A 22,052-nucleotide genomic window follows, 5' to 3' on the forward strand; every position below is an offset into this window, starting at 1 on the left:
GGGGATTGATCTTCTACAGCCATCTCGATGTATAGCAAAGCTTAGCCATTGAGAAGCTGACGAGTATAGCGGACGATCAGGGCAATACGAGTTTCACCTTGATTGGGTCCTTCCGCATATTTGAACCCGAGCACCGGCGGCCGCCCTCGCGCTCCGTCCTCATGGATCCTTTTCGAGACTATCTCGAAAATCGCTGGGAGGATGGCCAGCGCAACGGGCTGCAGCTGTGGACCGAAATCAAGCATCGCGGCTTTGAAGGCAGCAGGGCGACCATCTACAGGTGGACAGCCGCCCGTAAGGAGCGGTCATCGACCGCTCCACCAAATTCGCGGTGGCGGCCGCCATCGCCCCGGAATTGTGCATGGCTACTGAGCGAAGACCCGACATCTCTCGATGAGCAGACCAAGCGGCTCTCCATGAAAATGCGCCGGAGCTTTCGATCGCGGGCGAACGCGCCCGCCGCCTTGCTGCAGTGATACGCGGCGACGATGATGCCGGCCTCGAGCAATGGATCGCCGATGCCACGGCCAGTGAGCTGGCCGTGGCATCGGCCGTGACATTGAGGCTGTCGGAGCGGCAATCACCCAGCCCTGGAGTACGAGCCCGGTCGAAGGCCCGATCAACCGCCTCAAGACGATCAAGCGGCAGATGTATGGGCGCGCTGCCTATCCACTGCTGGCAGCCGCTTGACCCAACCGGACAAGGGGACACCCGAAAACAAGTAGTTCCTGCACCAAATATGCGGAAGAACCCCTGTTTGCCGTGCGGCAGTCATCTGTTCAGGCTCGGTAGACTTGAATGTCATCTTGCCTGCCTGATTGCCCCAACGCGGCCGTGTAGGGCACGCCATTGACGGTGAAATTTGTCTGCGGCTGGGACGCGCTGGGCAGTACGTTCTGCCAGTGCATTCCGCGCATGAGGTCCACAGACGCCCGTTGGTCGCCGTGTTGCCAGTCCGGGACGTACACTGCTAGATCCGGCGCCGGAGGCGGCGCGTAGGGCACGTATGTTGGCCCAAAAAACGATGCCCAGGCGCTTTGCTCCATGGATGGCGGGCTTGGTTGATTGATGCTTGGCGCTGGCGAATGAGCGGGTGAATCTAGGCCCCGCCAAAAGTTCGTCGTATTCCAACTATCGGTTGGCAACTGGCCCCTTTGATCCACGCCCGCCCAAAACTCCGCCGAATTGACACTGTGCGGCGAAGGGGCGGGTTGTTCCGCCGCATCATGCAATCGCCAAATCTCGTCTTGATCGAAACTCGATACCGGCGATGGGGCCGGCTGATGCACTGGCTGGCCAGAGTAGCCCTCCGCGGCTCGCGAAGTACCCTCCCCTTGGGTCTGACGGTACCGCTTAAGCATGCTCAACCCCTTCGTGATCCCCCTGTTGCCCGGGAAGTACTCCCGAGCAAAGTCGCGGAGCGAATCGTCACTGAGTCCAGCGATACCCACCCCACGAATCTCTTGGAGCTTCTGAGACAACTTCCGCAGACCGGTACGTCTGGTGACGAGAGACTCCGACGTAATCCCGCGACTCATCTCATAATCAGCCGCCTGCTGGATGAGGCGCTCGTCTCCAGGAGCGGCAAAATACCGCTGCCGGGACGACGGGCCAGCCGTGGCCGCATCGCTCAGATGCTGCTGAAAGTCCTCTCGCCCAGCCTCCCCCGCCTGCTGCGCCTGTCCTGACCGCTGCTGTGTCAGCGCGGCGTAGTATTGCTGCCAATCCGGACTGAATGGATTGAAGCGGTTCGGGTCCATGTTAATCTCCTACGTTCACAGATTAGATATGCACGACGCTTTCATGCTACTCTGGCGAGCTGTCGAGACGCTGACGAACAGCCTGCGGTAGAGGGAGCCCTGAAACGGCGCGGCATAGTATCGCGCGCGGAGCGTGGTGTTGGCCTCTTGAACCCGCAGGCCGGCGCTCTGACCCGCCTCGGCAGCATCCTTGCCCGCAGCCGCAGCAGCCAATCCTCGAGTTGCAGTTCCAGTTGACCGAGCAGGCGCTGGCTGCGCTCCGAGCGCGGGCCAGACTTCTCGCGCATCATCTTGGCGATAACAGACTGGAGATGCTCGATGCTGCCTCGGTGCCGGCCAGCATTTGTCGATGTTCCAATGGCGATTGCCGGTTCCAGTTCACGGTGACGACCCACACCCCGCTGCACTCGACAAAGCTGCCCGTGCGTGTCTGGTTGAAAGCCATGTGGCTGATGCTGCAGTCGGACAAGGGCTTGTCCTCGGTACGGCTCGCCGAGATCCTTGGCGTGAGCCAACCGACGGCCTGGCGGATGGGTCACGCACTGCGGCTGATGGTGGCGCGGGAAGACATGCTCGACGGCACGGTTGAGATCGACCATTTCCATCTCGGGGGAAGTCCCCGAAAGCGGCCGGATGACCCACGTCCGGGACGGGGCCGGAAAGGTCAGGCGAATACGGAGAAAGCGCCGGTCATGGCGATGGTGCAGCGGCCGACCGACGTCACGCCCGGCGCTCCGGCCGGTGACGCACGTGCCGCGGTCGTGACCGGTCTTTCATTGCGTGCTGCCGAACGTGCGATTGAAACACAGATCGAAACCCACGCGCATTTGATGAGTGATGAGGCGAAGGCATTCATGGCCATCGGCGAGAGTTTTGCCAAGCATGAGACCGTGAAGCATTCCAGCAACGAATATGTTCGCGACACGGTCCACGTCAATTCGGTGGAGGGTTTCAATTCCCGCGTCCGGCGGACGATCGCCGGCGTCTTTCACCATATCAGCCCGCAACATGCCGACCTATATTTCCATGAAATCGGCTTCCGCTGGTCTCAGCGCGTCGTGTCTGGAAGCGCCGTTCGGAAAACTCGGCACGGCCGGGAAATCATGCGGACTCTCTGGTCACGGGTGCCGCCAGCGCTGCAACTGCCGACTGTCCTTTCGTGCCGCCACGGGACGCCAGATGCGCCGAAGCCCCGCATGGCGGCATCACTATCAAATCAGCCGTAGCTGTCTTTGGTTGAAAAGGCCGCGTACGATTCGACCAGCTCTTGTTCCGACCCTGTCAGGCGGCCTTCAAGCCCGACTCAGCACATTTTTTGCGCGGTGATTGTCGATAAATGCAGCCCGTTGGGGTTCCTGTAGCGATTGGCGAGGCTATTGAACAAGCTACCCGTCTGGTCTGATTGAACAGTAAATTCTCCATAGTTAGGATCGAAGAGCGTGGTCCTTCCATCCAACGCCGACGTTGCAACCGAGTGTCTTTCACCTTCGTGGAAACGCAAGCTGAGCAAATACTTCGATCCATCGGCGGTGATTTTGCCCAGCATGCGCGAGAAGCTCGCAGGTTCGTCGAACGTGTACACCTTCTCTTTGTTAGATGGCTGCAAGCCAGCTGCATGCAGCGTGCTGGTTTTTGCCTCAAGGTTGGCCTGAGAAGATCCTGCTCCCTGGCTTCGCGCCTCACTCCTGAGCTCCATATACTGCTGCTGCCACCCAGCCGCTGAGCCGTGCCCGTCCGATCCGGGTAATAGCGCAGTCATTCGCGATCCCGGGCTGTTGTGGAGATTGCTGAGCCACTCCGCAGCCAGCCCAACGCAGATGCCGCCTACATTCGCCTGAGGCAATTCGGCCGTCCTGTATTGGAACAGGGAGGTGCTCTCTGGAGAGGATGTGCTGAGGTTGTTTGGATCCGAGGCCTGTGGCTTGCTGGCGCAGCACCCCATTTTGTCGGGCAACTCCCCAGGTGGCAGGTTCCTCCGCAGCGCGAGATCCGCAAGCGTTTTCGTAAAGCCGTCGATGTTCACCGACTGACTCAGTTCGTCAGCTTGGCAAGCGCGTGTGGATGAGACACTGATTCGATTGTACATGGCGTTCCCCTTAGGCGTAGGTCTCTTCGCAGCAAGTTTCAGAAGCTTGGGCCCCGTTGCGATTGATACTCAGCCAAGCTGACGACGAACTGACCGGCAGGTTTACCGAGCTTAGAGAGCAACCTTTGCGCGCCTCAAGCCAGCCTCTACCTGAGTCAAGCTATGTTCGGTACTAGCGCAACCGGAATTCACCGCCGGCGACGCTCGCGGCCTACAAAGTCACGCTTGCGCGTCATTCTAAACCGATATGTCGGCGCCAACGATGAACTTGGAGCATACGGAAGCGGTTGCTGGTTCATGCCCTGGAAGTACTGACCGATTACACAACATCGCAGAGACAAAAAGGCAGTAGTGGCAGCCGTGAATTAAATAACCGGCTCGTCGAAGGTAAAAAGTGCAGCACGAAGTTTCGCATCCATCCGTTCCAACGACGCTTGCCCCGCTTCGCAACCCGGCATTTCGTTCGATCTGGACTGCCACACAAATATCCAGCCTCGGCTGGCTCGTGCAAACGGTTGCCATTAGTTGGCTGATGGCCACCATTTCGGCTTCCGACCTGATGGTCGCACTCGTTCAGGCCGCATCCACATTGCCGGTGTTCCTCCTCTCGATTCTCGCCGGCGCCATCGCGGATAACTTCAGCCGCCGATGGGTGATGTTTGCGGGGCACTCTTTGATAGCATTGGCATCAACGACGCTGATGATTTCGGTGGGGCTGGGTTTTGTCCATCCTTGGCTGATACTCGGACTGGGTTTCCTGGCTGGCTGCGGCTTCGCTTTGAATGATCCCGCCTGGCATGCTTCCGTTGGCGATATCCTTCACAAGCGCGACATTCCGGCTGCGGTGACGCTTATGTCTGTCGGATACAACATTGTGCGCAGCGTTGGTCCGGCTTTGGGCGGCGTGATCCTGGCATTCTTTGGACCCCTGGCCGCTTTCGCCTTGGCCGCGCTGAGTGATCTGGCGCCTCTAAGCGCAATATGGCGCACCAAATGGAAAGTTCGCTCTTCGCCTCTCCCTCGTGAGGCGATGACTACAGCTATTCACGACGGGGTGCGCTTCACGGTGATGTCCTTGGAGATCAGGGCGGCGATCGCCCGTGCGACCCTGTTCGGCTTGGCAAGCATCTCTATCCTCGCGCTGCTGCCTCTCGTGGTCCGGGATCAGTTAAAGAGCGGGCCGATCGCCTACGGCATTCTGCTGGCCGGCTTCGGCGCCGGAGCCTTCATCGCAGGCATGAGCAACGGCTTCCTAAGGCGGATCATGTCTCAAAACAGGCTGGTGGCGTTCGCCTCTGTCGCTTGTGCAGCATGTTGCCTTTCCCTTGCACTTACATCGTCGGTCCCTGTGGCGGCCATTTCGCTAGCACTCGGTGGCGCGGGTTGGCTTGTCACCTGGACGGGCATTGACGTGTCGGTGCAGCTGGCAAGCCCAAGGTGGGTAGTCGGCCGAACGCTCTCGATCTACTACGCCTTGAGCGCTGGCGGTATGGCTGCTGGCAGCTGGATTTGGGGCTTGCTCGCGCAGAACTACTCCTTGACCTCCGCTTTGGAGGGCGCCGCAGGGGCTCTGCTGCTGGTAGCAGCAGCGGGAATAGTGTTGCCGATACGTCCATGGGAAGAAAAGGATCAAGAAAGTTCGGATTTTCGCGCCCCGGAGCTGGCACTCGATCTGAAGCCAAGGAGCGGTCCGATCGTCGCCAAAGTCGACTATTCCATATCAGAGAAGAATATGGACGCCTTTCTCGGCTGCATGCGCGCAAAGCGCCACGCTCTTAGCCGTGCCGGTGCACGAAACTGGACGCTCCAGCGCAACCTCCAAACGCCTTCACTTTGGACAGAGACATTCCGCACGCCAACCTGGATGGACTTTCTTCGCCTGAATCATCGACTCACGGCAGCCGATCAGGAAACATACGAACATCTTGGCGCGCTGCATGATGGCGAACTTCCTCCACGCACGGTGCTTTCGATCGAGCGAACAACCGAGGCTGCTCGTACCCGTGCCTCAACAATCTTTTCTCGTCCGCCGAGGTGACGTTGTGACGAAGTTGTTAGCCGATGAACAGGCGCCATCCCCTGGGCTTTCCAGAGCACAAGGTTCGCACGGTGCCCCCTCTGCCCGAACCGATCTGTAGACTGACGTTCCACACCGCAATGTTTGCAACACGAGCGAGTCGGTGGACGGGATCCGGATTTCCCGCATCGAGCAGGCGAAGGTGCGTACGCGTCATGCCTCCCGAAGATCGGCTCGCCGTGCGCCAAGAACATTCGGTGCTGATCATAGCCGCGCGACATCGCCGATCGCCGAGCCTCGCCATTGTGCCGGGCCAGCGCGCTGATGTTGGTAACCGAGAACCGGATTCCGCACGCGTCCAGGAGAACGGAGCTGGTAGACGCGTTAGCGAAAATCAGGGAGAAGAGCGTGGATGGCCCTCCGACATCTGCAGTCCGATTAGCCCCGTCGCTAATGCGTTGCGTCAGAAATGGGAAGGCCTGATCTTGGCCACATCGTGCGTACGTGGCATCGCCACGTGATGTTTGGTGGCGCATGGCACAGAGCGCGTCTGACAACCTTTGATAGCCTATTGCACAATACCCTAAAAATGTGCAACACAATAACCTAATAAGCGATCAACTCAATTCCCTAACAGGAGTGCGGCCCAAGACCCTAATAAGCACGCAACACAAAAACCTAAGGACCGTGAAAGATGGCACCGCCACATGAGAAATTGGCCGAGTCGCTCGCTGCGCTAAAAGAACTGCAGGATCAGCGGATCGTCGCCATCCGTTCGAGCAATCTCTCCCGCACCCATCGCGAACGGCTCCTCAAAAGCGGCTTTCTGCAAGAAGTCATGAAGGGCTGGTACATTGCGGCCAATCCCCATCAGCGCCAGGGCGAGACGACGGGCTGGTACGCCTCGTTTTGGGACTTTTGCGCCAGCTATTTGAGTGATCGCTTCGGCAAAGACTGGTGCATCGCCCCCGAACCCTCGATCGCCCTTCATACCGGCAATCGCACGGTTCCGGGGCAATTGCTGGTGCGATCTCCCGGTGGCGGCAACAAGCCCACTTCCCTTTTGCACGGCACCTCGATTTTCGACATGCGGGCTAGCATGCCGGCTGCCCGCGATATTGCCGAAACAGACGGCCTTCGTCTCTACGCCTTACCAGTGGCGCTCATCGAAGCCTCACCCGCTTTCTTCACGCAAAAGCCGACCGACGCGAGGACGGCATTGGCGATGTTCTCGGATGCATCTGAAATTCTCGCGCGCCTCCTAGAAGGCGGTCACAGCATAATTGCCGGCCGCCTCGCCGGTGCTTTTCGCAACATCGGCCGCGAGCGGATAGCCGATGACATTGTCCGCAGTATGCAGGCTGCCGACTACACGGTTCGGGAGACCGATCCGTTCGATATACGGCTCGAGTTGTCTCTGCCGCGCCGCGAGACGTCACCCTATGCCGGACGTATCAGGCTGATGTGGCAGGAGATGCGCGGCGCCGTCATCGAGAATTTTCCCGACGCGCCCGGCCGCCCGAATGATATCGACGCCTATCTCCGACGCGTAGATGATGTCTATATCACCGATGCCTATCACTCGCTTTCCATCGAAGGCTATCGGGTCAGCCCCGAGTTGATCGACCGGGTGCGCAGGGGCACCTGGAATCCGGATATGGATCCGCAAGACGGCGAGCATCGCGATGCCCTTGCAGCGCGCGGTTACTATCAGGCCTTCGAAGCGGTAAAACGCAGCGTGGCGTCTGTGCTCGCCAATGAAAACCCTGGCCGGGTCGTCGACGACGATCATGGAGGGTGGTACCGCGAGCTATTCGCCCCCAGCGTTACCGCCGGTATCGTAAAGCCCGGCGATCTGGCTGGCTACCGCAGCGAGCGCGTGTTCATCCGCAATTCCATGCATGTGCCGTTGCCGCCCAAGGCAGTGCGGGACGCGATGCCGGTCTTCTTTGAAATGCTCGAAGAAGAGGAGCATCCGGCGGTGCGCGTCGTCCTCGGCCATTTCATTTTTGTCTATATCCACCCCTACATGGACGGGAACGGCCGCATGGGACGGTTCCTAATGAATGTCATGATGGCGGCCGGCGGCTACCCCTGGACTGTCATTCCCGTGCAGCGCCGCGCCGAATACATGGCCGCCCTGGAGCAGGCCAGCGTTCACCAAGACATCGTCCCATTCAGCCGCTTTCTCGGGGAATTGGCAGATCGAGGCATGTCGGGGGAGACAACCGCGACGCTCCCGGCAATTTAGGCGATCATTGCCAAGCAAACGCCAGGTAAGATAGTCTGCCGGTTTGATAGTTTGCCGTCCCGCCGCGATGGGTAGGCTGTGGATGAAGCGAACAAGACTGACGCCGGGTTACCTTAAGTGCACTTAGGGATCGGCGCGGAAACATATGAGGGCAGTCCGTGATGTATTCTGGAGCCTGTTCTTGCGGCGGAGACACGCCGCAGACACGGCTTCAAACACTAGGCTTTGTAAGGCGTGCATGGTTGTAGACAATCAATTCTGCCGGCTTTGCTGAAACAGTTCTAGCACCCAAGGCGAATGGTGGTGCTCCTGATAGACCAGGCTGAGGTGCGTTTTCGGGCGAGTCACCCCGACGTAGAACAAGCGCCTTGCCTCGCGAAGGCTCCCGGGACTGCCCTTATCGCGCGTGCTCGGCATGTCGGCAGCGTTTACTCCGTACATGATGACGGCGCCGAACTCCCGCCCCTTGGCGCTGCGCAGGGTGCTGAGGTTGACACGTTCAGATCCCTCCGTCCGTCCGGCGAAATGCGCCAACGGAATATCCAGATCGCGCGCCGGATCGGTGTTGGAAATCATCTCGTCGCAAATGTCCCATTCCTGTTCGGAGTTGCGAGCAATCGTGCGTCACGGCGTGACGAGGTCTCGCGACAAGCGCTGCAGCCAGGCATGGGTCGTTTCGCTGCTTCCAAGCGATGTGCTGAGAAATCCCATGAGTTCAGCGGCAAGGTCCTGTTCTTCGCGCTCATTGGCGTGGCGCCCGTAGACGGGCGTCGTCGCTTGTGACAGAAGCCGCGCATACGGCCGATCGGCATCGCGCCAGCCGCCTGTCACCCAGCGAGCACATCCCTCGGTGACCGGCACCGAGCGGCGCCGTCATGGCGCCGCCCCATGAGGTCACGAACTTGGGCCTGCCTGCCCCTCACCGCAAAGGTGGGCGTGCAGCGCGGTCAGGCAAGCGTTCGCGCTCTTGAGATCCCGCTGGTGCTGCGGGGCAATCGTAAGATCGGCAAGCGTATAGATTGGATTGCGCACGCGCATCAGATCTGTGATGGTCTGGTCTTGGTCGGCGGTTTGCACCTTCGGACCCCTGGTGTTGTGTCTCATGTTCCGCCTGATCACGTCCTCGTTGGTATTGAGCCAGATCGAGACCGCTTTCTCGCCAACATGATGCCGGATTTCCTCGACCATGAACGCTTCACCACCGGTTGCGAGCACCGCCGGCCCTTGTTCGAGCGACTGCCTGATCTCATTTACCTCGAGGTTCCTGAAATGCGCCGCGCCATCCTCAGCGACAATCTTAGCTATGGACTTGCCGGTCTTCGCCTCGATTTCTCTATCGGAATCGACGAACTTGATCCCTAGTCGCTTGGCGAGCGCACGGCCCAAACTGGATTTCCCGGCGCCCGTCATGCCCACGAGCACGACCGATCGCGCGCCCAGGGCGCCAAGAATCTCTGTTGCGATCGGGGAGCGCTCCGTGCGTCTCGGCGGGGCCACTTGCAACCGACGAGCTAGGCTGGCGCCAACTGTGCTATCGGCGTGGGCTTCCCAGTGGGGGATCCCTATGGCCTCGTCGGGGATGACAACCTTGTTGCAGGCCTGGCGCACGCGCTCCAAGAGTTGCTCGGCTATGGACTGATCCAGGGGCTCTTGGCTCCCTCGCTGCAGCTCCTGCAGCTTCTGCAGCTCCTTGTACGTGTCGTGATTGTCGATCTTGGCCCTGTAGCTGTCTGCCGTGTGGAACTCCACCTCGAAGCGGTAGCCGCCCGGCGTGGCGAGCACAGTCTTGATGCCGACGAAGGTCGGCGATCGCGTCCTGAACCAGTTGGTCGTGCTGATCTCGGCACAGCCGCTCTCGTCGAAGGCTAGAATGGCTTTCTTGAAGGCACGTGTAAAATCCCTATCAGGGAGTTCGAAGACGTGGCGTACAGCGTTGCTGATCAGCTGGGCGCCGGCCTCACCCGGGGCCTGCATGCCGATGAGCTGGTCTGTCATCGAGCTTTCCGATCTCAAACGCTGAGCGAGATGGGGCATCTCCACATTGATGTGGGCTCTCCTGAGGGCTTCGGCAACCGAGATTGCCGTCGCGGTGATGTCCTTCTCTTCGGCTTGGGCGCGGGAAACCTCCATTTGGGCGCGCTGTACGGCCTCCTCGCGAGTCAATGTGATTGACGTGGCGGAATCCTCGGCAGCAAGCCCTCGGGCGGAGGGTTCAGGCAGAATGCCTCGCTCGGCAGCGAGTTTGATCGAGGCTTGCATGACTGAAGCCGCCAGCGTCGGATTGTCCTGGAGATCGTGCAATGTGGCATCGACATCGAACCGACCCTGGTTGAGGGTAGCGGCAATGCTCTTGGTGTAAGGCACCGATTTCAAGCCTGGTGTATGTTGCAGCAGGCGCCGAAGTTGCTTGCTCTTGAACATAAAGATATGGGCGCCAGTGTCGGATTTATAGGCGTCGGTTCCGACCTTGATACCGAGGCTCAGGAGATTGTTTGCACTTTGCACGAGGTCGTGCGGATTGTAACCATCCGGTCGCGGGTCGATGCGCGTAGGGTAACGGTCGACGAGAAGCTGGACGCGGTCGCGTGGCTGAGCCGTTGCCGAATAGGTCTCCGCCAGCTCCGGGAACAGCTCGCAGAGCGGTTGGCTCACTGCGAGCGGTGGCTCGCTCGCGCTGGCGACTGTTTCGGGCAGGTCTTGGTCATCCAGCCTCGCGGCCCACGCCTCGAGCTCGGCGAGGAGCAACCCGGCCATCTCGCGCGCGACCGGATGATCTGCCAGCTCGATCTCGTGCCGGGCCTTCTCGAGCGTGTCCTGGACGCTGTGAGCACTGACCTGTTCCTGCTCCAGCAGGCCTCGGATGTCTCGCTTGACCTCTTGGTGAATGCCTTCGTACGTGCCGAAGATGGCACGCTCGGCAAACCACTGTCGGGCTTCACGGGATTGAGCCAGAAAGCCCCGCTGCAGGCCGGTATAGATTTCCAGAACATTGCGCGTGGCGGCGAGGATCTGGCTGGCGCGACCGAACTTGTAGCGGCCGTCTTCAACCGCCGGGGTATGCGACTTTGGCGGCTTGAGCGAGCGCAATCCGCGAGCTTGCTCCTCTTGATCGAATTGCCTGACATGCTCGTAAAGCTGCGGCCGGTCGCCGACGATGATGAGGCTGTCTCCGTCGAAGTCGCCGTCAAGTTTCTTCTGTTCACCGGTCGGGACGGCAACCAGCGAGCCCGGGGCAAACACCTCGGTCGCCTGCAGGATGCCGAGGCAATCGAGCGGCGTGTCCACCTTGACGCGGTCCTTGCTCGTGGTCCAGCTCGCATGGCACTTGATGTCCTCGGCAGACATGATCAGCCCGCGGTCGGCGTAGTCGGCCGGCCACATCTTATCCGGCACAACGATCAGAATGCCTTTGGCAAAGAAGGTCGGATCGTCGGCCGCCAGTTCCCTCCCCGACTTCTGCGCGACATTGAAGCTGTATTGGATGGCCGTGCAGTTATCGAGAAATACAGCGGTCGGGTCCCCCTCGACGGCCGACTTGACCCGCTCGGCGGCAAACGGGCGCAGGTTCGGCTTGTCATAGGGCGAGCGCCCGACCAGCACGCCGCTCGTCCCCGTCAACATCTCGCTCTTGAGCGTCGGCACATGGAGACACCCATCACTGGAGGGTACGGCAACCGCGCCGGGACCATCGATGTGTCCGGCCGTCACCGTTCGAAACAACTCTTCGGACGTCAACGTCGGCTCTTGTTTGCTCTCGAGCCAGGCCGTGGCCTTTTGTCGGGCCTCATCGGCCACTTGCTCGCCGCGCGGATAATGTTGCAGCGCCGAGACTGGCAGGCATGATTTCCTTCCCTCACCAAAGGCAGGCACCCGGTCAGGACCTTCCTGCTCGCCGGCGCGACGAACAGCTGGCATACGGTTGGCCAGCGAGGCCCTGATGAAGCCGCAGCCGTCATGCGGTCGCAAGGCAATGGGGCCGTCCGGCCCAATCAGCTTGAAGGGATGCTCCTGGTTGGCGGGACGGTCCGGCAGCAGCGAGAGTTTGAAGGCGCCTTCCAGCGCATAGTCGTGAACCCCCAGGCCCTTGACCGCCGGAGGCGCCGCAAAACCCCTGCGCTGGGTGTAATAATAGGCCTCCTTGAAAGGGGCCCAGGCGCGCGACAGCTGCTCGAAGGCCGTGCCCGGGGCGGTATCGGCATACGGGATCGCCAGCAGCTTCCCCCCGGAAGGCTTTGCTGCCTCGCCTGGAGCACGGGCCGCAATCTGAGACACGGTCAATCGCGGCGGCTTTAACTTGCTGCCGCCGAACAGGTCCATGCGGTATGGCACACCGTTGACGTTCACCGTACGCGCCAGCATGAAGGCGCTCGGGGTTCCTGGCAGCTGCACCGCAACGACTGGCAAGGCTCCCGCGGTCAGGCGATGAAAGATCGAATACCGTCTCTCCGGCTCCGTGGCCACCGGCCGCCCCTGCATATCCACCACCGGCAACTGCATCAGTCCTGCATCACCCTGCGGCGGTCTGGGCTCGTGATCCATGGTTCGCAAGACCTGATGCACATCGAAGACCGACGCAGGGTGTTGTGCCTGGATCGCCGCCGCATCCTGCTCCATGAACAAGTCCAGCGCATCCACCGGACTGTCCGCCTCGATCTGCGCGATCAGGTTCCAGCTCATGCTGGAAAGGTCGCTTTCAATGAGGCCGCGCGTGCTGTCCAGGATCTCCTTGGTCTTGCACTCCAGCTCTTGCTGCCTCACCCGCAAGTCGGACCTTTTGCCCTCGACATACGGTGGCCGGAACAATCTCTCCAGGACCGCACGGGCCTTGAGTGTCTGATAGATGGATAAAGCGGGGCAGCGGCTCGCAAGCGGCCCACGGGTCCGCTCGGCATCGCTTGCGTTCAGATGCGCCTCGATCTTCTGCTCGACGACGGGTTGGAGGTCGTTGAGCAGGGTGAGGGCCTGCGTGCGGTGCCAGCGCAGCGGCTTCTGTGGGCTGCGCGCCAGCGGCAGCAGAGCAGCACACAGATTGCCCATGGTTTCCAGATCGTTCTGGGTCGTAAAATCAGGGGTTTGACGCAATTCCGAGAGACGATTCAAGCCTGTCGGTGCGAGCAGACCGAGATCATCAGACAGCCGAGCCTTGCCCAGTGCCTTGAAAACGGTTGTGATGTGCAGAACGTCAGCCTGCCCCAGGCGATCACTATCATAGTGCAGGTAGTGGGCGAGCTTGTGCAACCGATCCTTCGGCAGAGCGGCGTCCGTGATGTCTCCACTGTCCTCTGCCCTCATGATCATTCGCGATAGAGCATTGGCGAGGATACTCAGCTCAGGCGTGGTGAACACACCGAATCGTTGCCCTCGAGCACCCAATCCGCGCGCGATGTCCATCGTGGACTGCCGGCACTCCGCCTCTTCCGGCCACTTGGTGAAGCCGTTCATCAAGGTCGCCACGACCTGCGGAGCGAAATCGGAGAGCTGGCGCTGACGGGCTTCCCCGGCGATTGCGATCGCGGCATTGCGACAGTCCTCCCCGTCCGGCCACTTGCTGAAGCCGTTCAACAGGTTCGCCAGTCCCTGCGGGGAAAAACTAGAGAGTTCGGCGCGGCGAAAGACGTCACCCGCGATCGCAAACGTGGCGTCGCGACAGTACGGCGCTTCCGGCCATTTGCTGAAACCATTCACCAGATTAGCCAAGTGCTGGTGGGTGAATTCAGAGAGCGGGGCGCCGCGGCGAAGGACCTCACCCGCGATCGCAAACGTGGCGTCGCGACAGTCCGGCGCTTCCGGCCACTTGCTGAAACCGTTAACCAGATTTGCCAGCTCCTGCGGATCAACTCCAGAGAGCCGGGAGGCGCGGCGAAGGACCTCATGCGCGATCGCCACTGAGGCTTGCTGAGACTCCGCCTGATCTGGCCACTTGCTGAAACCGTTCACCAGGTTAGCCAGCTCCTGCGAAGTAAAAGCAGGGAGCCGGATAACACGGCCAAGAACCTCCCGTCCGATTGCGACCGTGGCGTCGCGACAGTCCGGCGCTTCCGGCCATTTGCTGAAACCATTCACCAGATTGGCCAAGTGCTGGTGGGTAAAATCAGAGAGCCGGGCGCCCTGGCGACGGACCTCGTTGGCGATTGCGACCGTGGCGTTGCGACAGTCCGGCGCTTCCGGCCATTTGCTGAAACCGTTCACCATGTTCGCCAGCCCCTGCGGGCCAAAGTCAAAGAGCTGGCGGCGACGGACCTCGTTGGCGATTGCGACTGTCGCCTCGCGACAATCCGCCCCGTTCGGCCACTTGCTGAAACCGTTCACCAAATTAGCCAGGTGCTGGTGTTTAAAGTTGGAGAGCCGGGCGCCGCGGCGAAGGACCTCGCTGGCGATCGCGCCGGTGGCGTGGCGAGATGCCGCCGCTTGCGGCCACTTGCTGAAACCGTTGACCAAGTTCGCCAATTCGTGCGGAGCAAAACCGGAGAGCTGGCGCCGACAGATTTCGTCCGCGATTGCGACTGTTGCCTCGCGACAATCCGCCCCGTTCGGCCATTTGCTGAAACCGTTCACCAGATTAGCCAGGTGCTGGTGAGTAAAGGTACCGAGCCGGGCGCCGTGGCGAAGGACCTCATGCGCGATCGCGCCGGTGGCTTGGCGAGATGCCGCCTCTTGGGGCCACTTGCTGAAACCGTTCACCAAGTGCACCAAGTCCTGGTGATTAAAATCAGAGAGCCCGACCTCGTCGCGCGCGGCGCGGCCAGTGACCTCACCGGCGATCGCGACTGTGGCTTGGCGAGACGCCGCCTCTTGCGGCCACTTGCTGAACCCGTTCACCAATGTCGCCAGCGCCTGCTGAGTGAGGTGAGAGAACTGGTCGGCGCGGCGAAAGACCTCGCCGGCGATGGCAACCACGGCGCCGCGACAGTCCGCCCCGTCCGGCCACTTGCTGAAACCGTTTACCAGATTGGCCAGGTGCTGGTGCGTAAAGTTACCGAGTCGGGCGCCGCGGCGAAGGACCTCGCTGGCGATCGCGCCCGTGGCTTGGCCAGACGCCGCCGCTTCCGGCCACTTGCTGAAGCCGTTCACCAGGTTTGCCAATTCGTGCGGAGCAACCCCAGAGAGCCGGTCAGCGCGGCGAAGGACCTCGCTGGCTATCGCGACTGCGGCTTGCTGAGACGCCGCCTCTTGCGGCCACTTGCTGAAACCGTTCACCAGGTTCCCCAAATCCTGGTGATTAAAATCAGAGAGCCCGACCTCGTCGCGCGCGGCGCGGCGAGTGACCTCACCGGCGATCGCGATTGTGGCTTGGCGAGACGCCGCCTCTTGCGGCCACTTGCTGAAACCGTTCACCAATGTCGCCAGCGCCTGCTGAGTAAGATCAGAGAACTGGTCGGCGCGGCGAAAGACCTCGCCGGCGATCGCGAGGGTCGCATCGCGACAGTTCGCCTGTTGTGGCCACTTGCTGAAACCGTTCACCAGGTTCACCAAGTCCTGGTGATTGAAATCCGAGAGTTGGGCGCGGCGGCGAGTGACCTCACTGGCGATCGCGACTGTGGCGTCATGATAGTCCGCATCTTCCGGGCATTTGCCGAACCCGTTCACCAGGTTCGCCAGCTCCTGCGGAGTAAAATGAGAGAGCCCTTGCCCGCCGGCGCGGCGAGAGAGTTCTGCGGCGATATCGACTGTGGCTTGGCGATAGACCGCCCCTTCCGGCCATTTGCTGAAACCGTTCACCAAGTTCGCCAGGTCCTGGTGATTGAAAGCAGAGAGCCCGAACCCGCCGCGGGCAGCGCGGCGACCGACCTCATCGGCAATCGCCCCGGTGGCTTGGCGAGACCACTCCTCTTCCGGCCACTTGCTGAAACCGTTCACAAGGTTCGCCAGCTCCTGCGGAGTAGGATCAGAGAGCCGGGCACGGCGGTCACGACGGAGGACCTCGCCGGCCATCGCGCCTGCTGCTTCGCGAGACGCCGCCTCTTCCGGCCATTTGCTGAAACCGTGCACCAGGTTCGCCAGTTCCTGGTGAGTGAATTCAGACAGCCGGGCACGGCGGTCGCGGCGCAGGACCTCGCCCGCGATCACAACTGTGGCTTGGCAACAGACCTCCTCTTGCGGGCATTTGCCGAAACCGTTCACCAGGTTAGCCAAGTCCTGGTGATTGAAAGCAGAGAGCCCGGGGTCACGGCGGGTGCGGCGAAGGACCTCACCGGCAATCGCTCCGGTGGCTTGGCGAGACCACTCCTCTTCAGGCCACTTGCTGAAGCCGTTCACAAGGTTCGCCAGCTCCTGCTGCTTAAAATCAGAGAGCCGGAAACGGCGGTCGGCCCGACGACGGACCTCACTGGCGACGGCTTGCGTGCCCTCACGCGTTTCCGGCCGCTGCGTCCACTTGCTGAAACCGTTCACCAGCAACGACAGACTTTGACTATTCAGCGCCCCAAGTGCCCTGCCTTCATCGCGGCAAAATTCGGCGATTCTGATCGTTCCGTTGCGGCATGTCCTCGACTGCGGATGCCGACCAAATGATGCCGCAAAGAGCGAAAGGGCTTTGGGATCGACTTCGCGCATTAACGCACCAGGAAGCTGCGACACCCGAGCTGCGATCGCCTTGCAAGCTTCGACACCTTCCTGACCTCCGGCCTCGCGACTCACCGCGTTGCATGCGGTGGCGTAGCCCCATGATTTCCCGCGGCGGATATCGTCCTCGAAGCGTGTGACAAATTGACTTTTGAACTGGGCGGCGGCCTTTTGCAGAAAGGCTGCATGGACCTCGTCGCCCGCCCCCTGCAGCCGTCTGTCATGCTCCACCACTGCACGTGAGAACCCCACGATGTCACGGGCGAAACAAATCGCGTGTAGAGCGTCGTTAGATTGTTCTTCTGAGATTGCACTTTGCACGTTCTGCGTGGCGACATCATCCAGGCGCCGCCTCTTTGGTCTGCGATCCAGGCCGGATGCGGATTGCCTGCGCAAGGAAGGAGCAATTTGTTGTGAACTTCTGGACTGATCGGCACTGCGGCCCTCGGCACCGGAACGCGACGAACTTTCTTCCCGATTCGTCGCGCCCCGATGCGGCAAGTCGCGAAAACCGGGCTGGCCCTCACGCGTATTAACGGAGGGATCGGCTGACGTGCGGCGCCGGACATCGCCGGCCGAAGGTGGCCTTTGAGCGGAGGACGCCCCTAACTCTCGATTTTCAGAGCGCAAGCCCTGCACGAGAGAACTGAACCTCGAGCCTTCTTGTCCACCGCGATGATCTGATTCAGCACGGGACCAGTGCGTGCCTGATCCGCTGGGCGCATTCAAACGCCGGTCAACTCCCGTCAAAATCCGTCTCCCATAGGCGAGAATGCGCCGATTACAACGCTTGGCACACACGGCGCCGCCGCGGCCGCCTCGACCGCGTTGTTTCGACACCGCAGAGCGGAGCTCCTTGCGCTGCGCCGACCACCCGTGACCGCCACAACCGGCAGCGCGGATCGTCATTTTTCGCACAATTGTGCGCGCTCTGGCATCGAACATATCCCCTGCATCTGACGTAAACCTGACCTGGATCAATCTGGAGTTGCGTTGCGTTTACCCTGTTTCGCCAGTCGTGCGGGAATTGCGAAGCCTCTATCATGTCGGGGCCAGTTGCGGCAGCGAGAGAGATACCTATGGACAAGCTCGGCGAAGCAACGCTGATGACGCTGCTTGGAATTTGTCACTGAATGTGAGAACCAGGCCCTCACCGGAGCATCCCTCCAGCGCAACCCATTGCGGATGACGAACAGGATCCCGCTGAGCACCCGCCGATCATCTAGCCGAGGCACGCCGTGCGACAGCGGGAAATACGGCTCGATCCGCCGCATCTGCTCCGGGCGATAACATGAGCAAATCATCCATCGTGGCACCTCTGCCGACAATGAATCAGCCACTCACCATCAACTCAAGCGAATTAATAGGTCCTAACCCTGGTTGTGTGATTTTGCGAGGCGAGCAATGAAGCGCTCGAGAATAGTAGACATTGCACGAGACGCCGGCGTTAGCAAAGCGACAGTTGATCGCGTGATTCACTCCCGCGGAGCAGTGCGCGCGGACAGGCGGCGGACGTCTCCGCGCCGGAGGTCGCGTAGAGAGTACGAATGATCGTGGCGGCGTTCCGCAGCCGCAACGGGGGCGGTCGTGCAGAAGATCGGTGCGGTGGAGACGGCCAGCGAATTTCTCAAGGCGCGTGCCGGTACGGCAAAGCGGGGCGATCTGACACGGCTTCTGGACAGGGCGCCGGATGCGCCGCCGCTGCCGAAGGACTCCTTCTGATTTGCCAAACCGCCTCGCCTCACCTGTCCGGTGGGGCGGGCCGATAACGACTGACCGCGAGTTAAGTTGACAATGCCGATGCGAAACTATCAGCGCCGGCGCGACCGTTTTCGCATCAATCTCACAAAGGCGGGCAGGGTTGTAGGAAGTCCCCTCCCCTGCCGCGAACAAGCTTCGGATAAAACCCAGCTTTTCAGTAATGTGATCCGGAGGCCGGGGCGACGTGGTGCTCAGGGGATGTGACGCGCGAGATCTGCGATCCGACCCATCAGCGCTTCCATCGGTCCTCGCTGGAAGACGCGCAGCCAAAGCACCGCGAAAGTGCTTACAACCACGATGAAGCCAAAGAGCATGGACAGGCGCGAGCCTCCTCCAAACAAATCTATTCCCACAATGTGCAGGAGATAGGCTATTCCCACAATGTGCAGGACATAGGCCGTCAAAGGCATCGAGCCGACCGTGATTATTGGCCAGACCAGCTTTCGCAGATGCGGGAGCGCATCCATAGCGAGCCAGCAAGCCGCCAAGACAATCATTGCGCAACCGGTGCTGCCCAGGATCGAGAACGTCGTCTTGCTATGAGGTGCGGCAATCCATGGCGACCAGGGAAGGTAGCCAACGTCCGACCACCAGGCGGATTCCTGCAAAGCGGCGGGTACACCAGGCAGCAAACGCAGCGCGAGCAAGGATCCCCCATGGCCCAACACGGCCAGCGCGACCCCGGCTAGACCAAGGCGCCAATGCATTGCTTGCGTGCTAAGGTCAAGGCGCGCAATGGCCATGCCTGCGATCACGAAAGGAACCCAGGTTATCGCGGGATGATCGCCGCTGACCATGAGCTTGATAACCGGGTCGAAGTACGAGCTCTCGGAGCCAAACACAAGGTGGGAGCGCACTTGCGGGAGAACTAATGCGGTCGCCGCAGCGAGCAAGCCGAGCTGCTGTGCGCTGAGCCGATAGAGCGGCAGGACCAACAAGAAGCAGATTCCGTAGTATGCCAGGATGACCTGGACCGGCGTATCGAGGTAGGTCAGGATTGGTCCAAGCGCCAGCAAAACAAGGGCACGAATTGCGACTCTGGCAATGGCCTGTCTACCGGCTACCCCCGACTTCGGCGCCTTGCGACCGGTAATCAGGAGGATTGAAAAACCGGCCAATACGGTAAACAGGGCGGACGACCGCCCATGGGTTAGTTCCATCAGATTCCCGACAAGTCCTCCTTCGAGGGGGTTGGGACCGACATGGGCGGCATACATGCCGAAGACAGCCAGGCCGCGAGCAAGGTCGATGGCGACCAGCCGATCTACGGCCGACCCATCGCTCGCGCCCGCAATCGGGGCGTTCTTCGCCATGGTGGGTTCCTTGCTTGGTTGTGTCGATCGCGGGGACCCGCGACAGGAGAGCCGGTCGGCTGCTGCAGTCGTCTCACCCTGAAGGGTTCAAAGATCGTGCCAATCTGGCGGATCGAGCCGGCGACAGAAGTTTATGCTTGCTGTTCAGCTCTTTAGCCTGCGGCAAACAACAGATCGGCTCACCAAGCCTGTGGCGCGGACCTGACAAACCCGACAAAAGGTGTCGCGGGGCCGCAATTTTTGAAGGGATGGCGGACCCGGGAGATCCACTGAACCGTCGGCGAGAGGCTCAGCGACAACGGATGATCCGATCAGCACGCCGCGGCACCGCCGGTGACGGTCGCCCCAGGTGTCAAGGCCAGGGCTCTGCGATAATCTGTGGTGGTGCGCCTAACGGGATGTCGGCGGCGGCACGGTTCGGGATCGGGATTTCGACGGCGATTGCCTGGATCGCGAGCGGCAAACGCGCGCGTCAGTCAGCGACACGGTGCGATGTTCTGGCCCGGCTCGACCGGGTTGCTGCGGGTCAAATCAGGACCCGCAGCAACCTTACCATAGGTCTGCTGTAACCGGCCGATTGTTACCGTGGTGATTTTGCTTTTATGCGCGCGATGAGCTCTTCGTCGTCGACAAAGCTGTCGAGGAAGTCGTTCCATTCGTCGGTCGAACGACGAGCATGGGCGAGCATTTGTCTCAGCTCGTCAATCCCATCGTCAGTGAGAGCGGTGATTGCCTCGTCCGTGCCATCGTAGACGCTGATGATACTGCCGTAGGAGAGGTTGTCCTCGTTGCTGACGATCGCCTGAAGGAGCTCAGAATCCTCTCCAAGCTTTTTCGCGACGTGGTCGATGGTGAAGACGTAGGTGATTGTAGCCATCGTATCCCCACAGTCACGGCCGTCTTGCTGAGGTAGGCTGCAGGCTGCAAGTCCTAGTGCAAGCACTAGGAGTAGCCCTGTGACGAAGCATCAGATTGAAGTGATCACGTCGATCTAGCGGCGCCGGCGCTGGTCTCGGGAGGAGCAGGAGCGGCTGGTCGCGGCGACGTTTGAGCCTGGGGCCAGTGTTTCCGACATCGCGCGATCGGCTGGCATTCATGTGAGCCAGCTTTTCCGGTGGCGCAAGGAACTCTGTCAGATCTCCGCGCCGTCCGTGCCGCAACTCATTCCGGTGCAAGTCGTCGAGGCGCTGCCAGCGCCGCAATCGCCAGCGCACCCACCGCCGATCTCCGGACGCGCAAGAAGAGCAGCATGGTGACCATCGAGCTTGGCGGCGCCCGCCGCCTGCGGGAGAGTGATATCGATAGCGAGGCGCTCGGCCGGATCCTGCAGGCGGAAGCTGCAGTGACCTTCGTCTGACAAGGTGGGGATGGGATCCTTCAGCCAATCTGGTCGCTGTCGAGGAGAGCGCGACGGTTCTCGGCGGCCAGCGCCGGCGCGGAGCCGGTCGGATCAAGATGGCGTGCGATGTCATCGAGCGCATGCTGGCCTGATTCTGCCCCATCGGTACAGACCAAGGGCTGCAGTGCGGCGAAACGTGCACGGCATCAGGCGAACCCTTGCCCATGCTTCGACCGGGTGGGAAGGCAAGATGCTGGACGCCATCATGATCGGCGGACAGCCGCTTTTCATGTTCGGCGAGCGCGCCGGGATCATGGAAGTGCGCATCGACGGCCGCGACTGGTACGCAGCCCTCGACCTCACCGCGGATCGCGAGGGCGCCGCTGCGGCGCTGATCGCACGTGATGCGGTGTTTGCCGAATGGCGCAAGACGGTGTCGCTGAACGTTACGCTGTTCATCCTGACCGCCGGCGTGCTGATCATTATCCTCTACGCCTATTTCACGCGGGCCGCGCGCACCCAGGCCGCCGACCGCATCTATCTCGAGGCACATCAGCGCATCGACCTGGCGCTTGTGCGCGGCCGCTGCGGCCTGTGGGACTGGGACATGGTGCGGGGCAAGATGTACTGGTCGCGCTCCATGTATGACATGCTCGGCTACAAGCCCCTGCGACACCATGCTGTCGTTCGGCAAGGTCGACGATATCATCCATGGAGCGCGAGGAGATCGACCTCTGCCCGCTGATCCGCGAGACCGTGCGTGTCGCTGCAGGCGGCGGAAAAGTCCACTACCGTCGAGACCCAGATCGCCGAATCGATGACGAACGTCGCCGACCGGCGCGATCAAGCAGATCGTCATCAACCTTCTGTCGAATGCGGTGAAGTTCACCGCCTAGCATTACAGTTGCGGGTTTTATCGATCTCTGAATCCATGGGTGACCATGATTCGGAGGTCATGGATGA

Annotated in this window: 10 protein-coding genes and 5 pseudogenes; 8 read left to right on the forward strand and 7 right to left on the reverse strand. The window is 60.9% G+C overall.

Annotated features, from left to right (window positions below):
* Positions 1 to 2,107: 2,107 nt before the first annotated feature.
* A pseudogene (locus tag G6N73_RS29630) lies at positions 2,108 to 3,000 on the forward strand (IS1595 family transposase); the annotation flags it as partial.
* A 63-nt stretch (positions 3,001 to 3,063) separates the two neighbouring features.
* Here G6N73_RS29630 and G6N73_RS29635 read toward each other — a convergent pair.
* Positions 3,064 to 3,846, reverse strand: coding sequence for a YopT-type cysteine protease domain-containing protein (locus G6N73_RS29635; protein WP_165033556.1), 783 nt, complete (start codon positions 3,844 to 3,846; stop codon positions 3,064 to 3,066).
* A gap of 394 nt (positions 3,847 to 4,240) precedes the next feature.
* Here G6N73_RS29635 and G6N73_RS29640 point away from each other — a divergent pair, with 394 nt between their 5' ends.
* Positions 4,241 to 5,884: an MFS transporter gene (locus G6N73_RS29640; protein WP_165033557.1), complete on the forward strand. Its 1,644-nt coding sequence runs from the start codon at positions 4,241 to 4,243 to the stop codon at positions 5,882 to 5,884.
* 694 nt (positions 5,885 to 6,578) lie between these two features.
* Positions 6,579 to 8,114 carry a Fic family protein gene (locus G6N73_RS29645; RefSeq protein WP_246252681.1) on the forward strand — a complete coding sequence of 512 codons (1,536 nt, stop codon included), beginning with the start codon at positions 6,579 to 6,581 and terminating at the stop codon, positions 8,112 to 8,114.
* 252 nt (positions 8,115 to 8,366) lie between these two features.
* On the opposite strand, the gene G6N73_RS37355 is transcribed toward G6N73_RS29645, so the two are convergent.
* From G6N73_RS37355 to G6N73_RS29660, 4 genes and pseudogenes are all read right to left on the reverse strand, one after another.
* Positions 8,367 to 8,690 (reverse strand): 3'-5' exonuclease, encoded by a 324-nt coding sequence (locus tag G6N73_RS37355; RefSeq protein ID WP_246252682.1) that lies wholly within the window; start codon positions 8,688 to 8,690, stop codon positions 8,367 to 8,369.
* Positions 8,691 to 8,738: 48 nt separating this feature from the next.
* A complete protein-coding gene (locus tag G6N73_RS37360) occupies positions 8,739 to 8,975 on the reverse strand; it encodes a hypothetical protein (protein WP_246252683.1) in 237 nt (78 codons plus the stop codon).
* Between the two features lie 33 nt (positions 8,976 to 9,008).
* Entirely contained in the window at positions 9,009 to 16,997 is a 7,989-nt protein-coding gene (xopAD, locus tag G6N73_RS29655) for a XopAD/skwp family type III secretion system effector (RefSeq protein ID WP_165033561.1), read from the reverse strand.
* Positions 16,998 to 17,791: 794 nt separating this feature from the next.
* Positions 17,792 to 17,980 (reverse strand): annotated as a pseudogene (locus tag G6N73_RS29660) (transposase); the annotation flags it as partial.
* Between the two features lie 100 nt (positions 17,981 to 18,080).
* Here G6N73_RS29660 and G6N73_RS36495 point away from each other — a divergent pair.
* Together G6N73_RS36495 and G6N73_RS38105 are read left to right on the forward strand one after the other, a co-directional pair.
* Positions 18,081 to 18,185, forward strand: a pseudogene (locus tag G6N73_RS36495) (LacI family DNA-binding transcriptional regulator); the annotation flags it as partial.
* A 78-nt stretch (positions 18,186 to 18,263) separates the two neighbouring features.
* Positions 18,264 to 18,398, forward strand: a complete 135-nt coding sequence (locus G6N73_RS38105) for a hypothetical protein (RefSeq protein ID WP_281352994.1) — start codon at positions 18,264 to 18,266, stop codon at positions 18,396 to 18,398.
* 230 nt (positions 18,399 to 18,628) lie between these two features.
* On the opposite strand, the gene G6N73_RS29670 is transcribed toward G6N73_RS38105, so the two are convergent.
* Positions 18,629 to 19,750 (reverse strand): DUF418 domain-containing protein, encoded by a 1,122-nt coding sequence (locus G6N73_RS29670; RefSeq protein ID WP_165033559.1) that lies wholly within the window; start codon positions 19,748 to 19,750, stop codon positions 18,629 to 18,631.
* 580 nt (positions 19,751 to 20,330) lie between these two features.
* Positions 20,331 to 20,627, reverse strand: a complete 297-nt coding sequence (locus G6N73_RS29675; RefSeq protein WP_165033560.1) for a hypothetical protein — start codon at positions 20,625 to 20,627, stop codon at positions 20,331 to 20,333.
* Between the two features lie 130 nt (positions 20,628 to 20,757).
* On the opposite strand from G6N73_RS29675, the pseudogene G6N73_RS29680 reads away from it, so the two are divergent.
* The 3 genes and pseudogenes from G6N73_RS29680 to G6N73_RS29690 form a co-directional block, all read left to right on the forward strand.
* Positions 20,758 to 21,006, forward strand: a pseudogene (locus tag G6N73_RS29680) (transposase); the annotation flags it as partial.
* Between the two features lie 312 nt (positions 21,007 to 21,318).
* Positions 21,319 to 21,817 (forward strand): annotated as a pseudogene (locus G6N73_RS29685) (PAS domain-containing sensor histidine kinase); the annotation flags it as partial.
* A 32-nt stretch (positions 21,818 to 21,849) separates the two neighbouring features.
* The coding region (locus G6N73_RS29690) for a hypothetical protein (RefSeq protein ID WP_165033555.1) at positions 21,850 to 22,052 on the forward strand (203 nt) is incomplete at its 3' end.

It is taken from the genome of Allomesorhizobium camelthorni (assembly GCF_011045125.1).
Lineage (GTDB): Bacteria > Pseudomonadota > Alphaproteobacteria > Rhizobiales > Rhizobiaceae > Allomesorhizobium > Allomesorhizobium camelthorni.

Bases quoted from the DNA above. Each gene is read 5' to 3' on its own strand.
- G6N73_RS29675 (WP_165033560.1), bottom strand. From the start codon at position 20,627: ATGGCTACAATCACCTACGTCTTCACCATCGACCACGTCGCGAAAAAG.
- G6N73_RS37355 (WP_246252682.1), bottom strand. From the start codon at position 8,690: ATGATTTCCAACACCGATCCGGCGCGCGATCTGGATATTCCGTTGGCG.
- G6N73_RS29635 (WP_165033556.1), bottom strand. From the start codon at position 3,846: ATGTACAATCGAATCAGTGTCTCATCCACACGCGCTTGCCAAGCTGAC.
- G6N73_RS29670 (WP_165033559.1), bottom strand. From the start codon at position 19,750: ATGGCGAAGAACGCCCCGATTGCGGGCGCGAGCGATGGGTCGGCCGTA.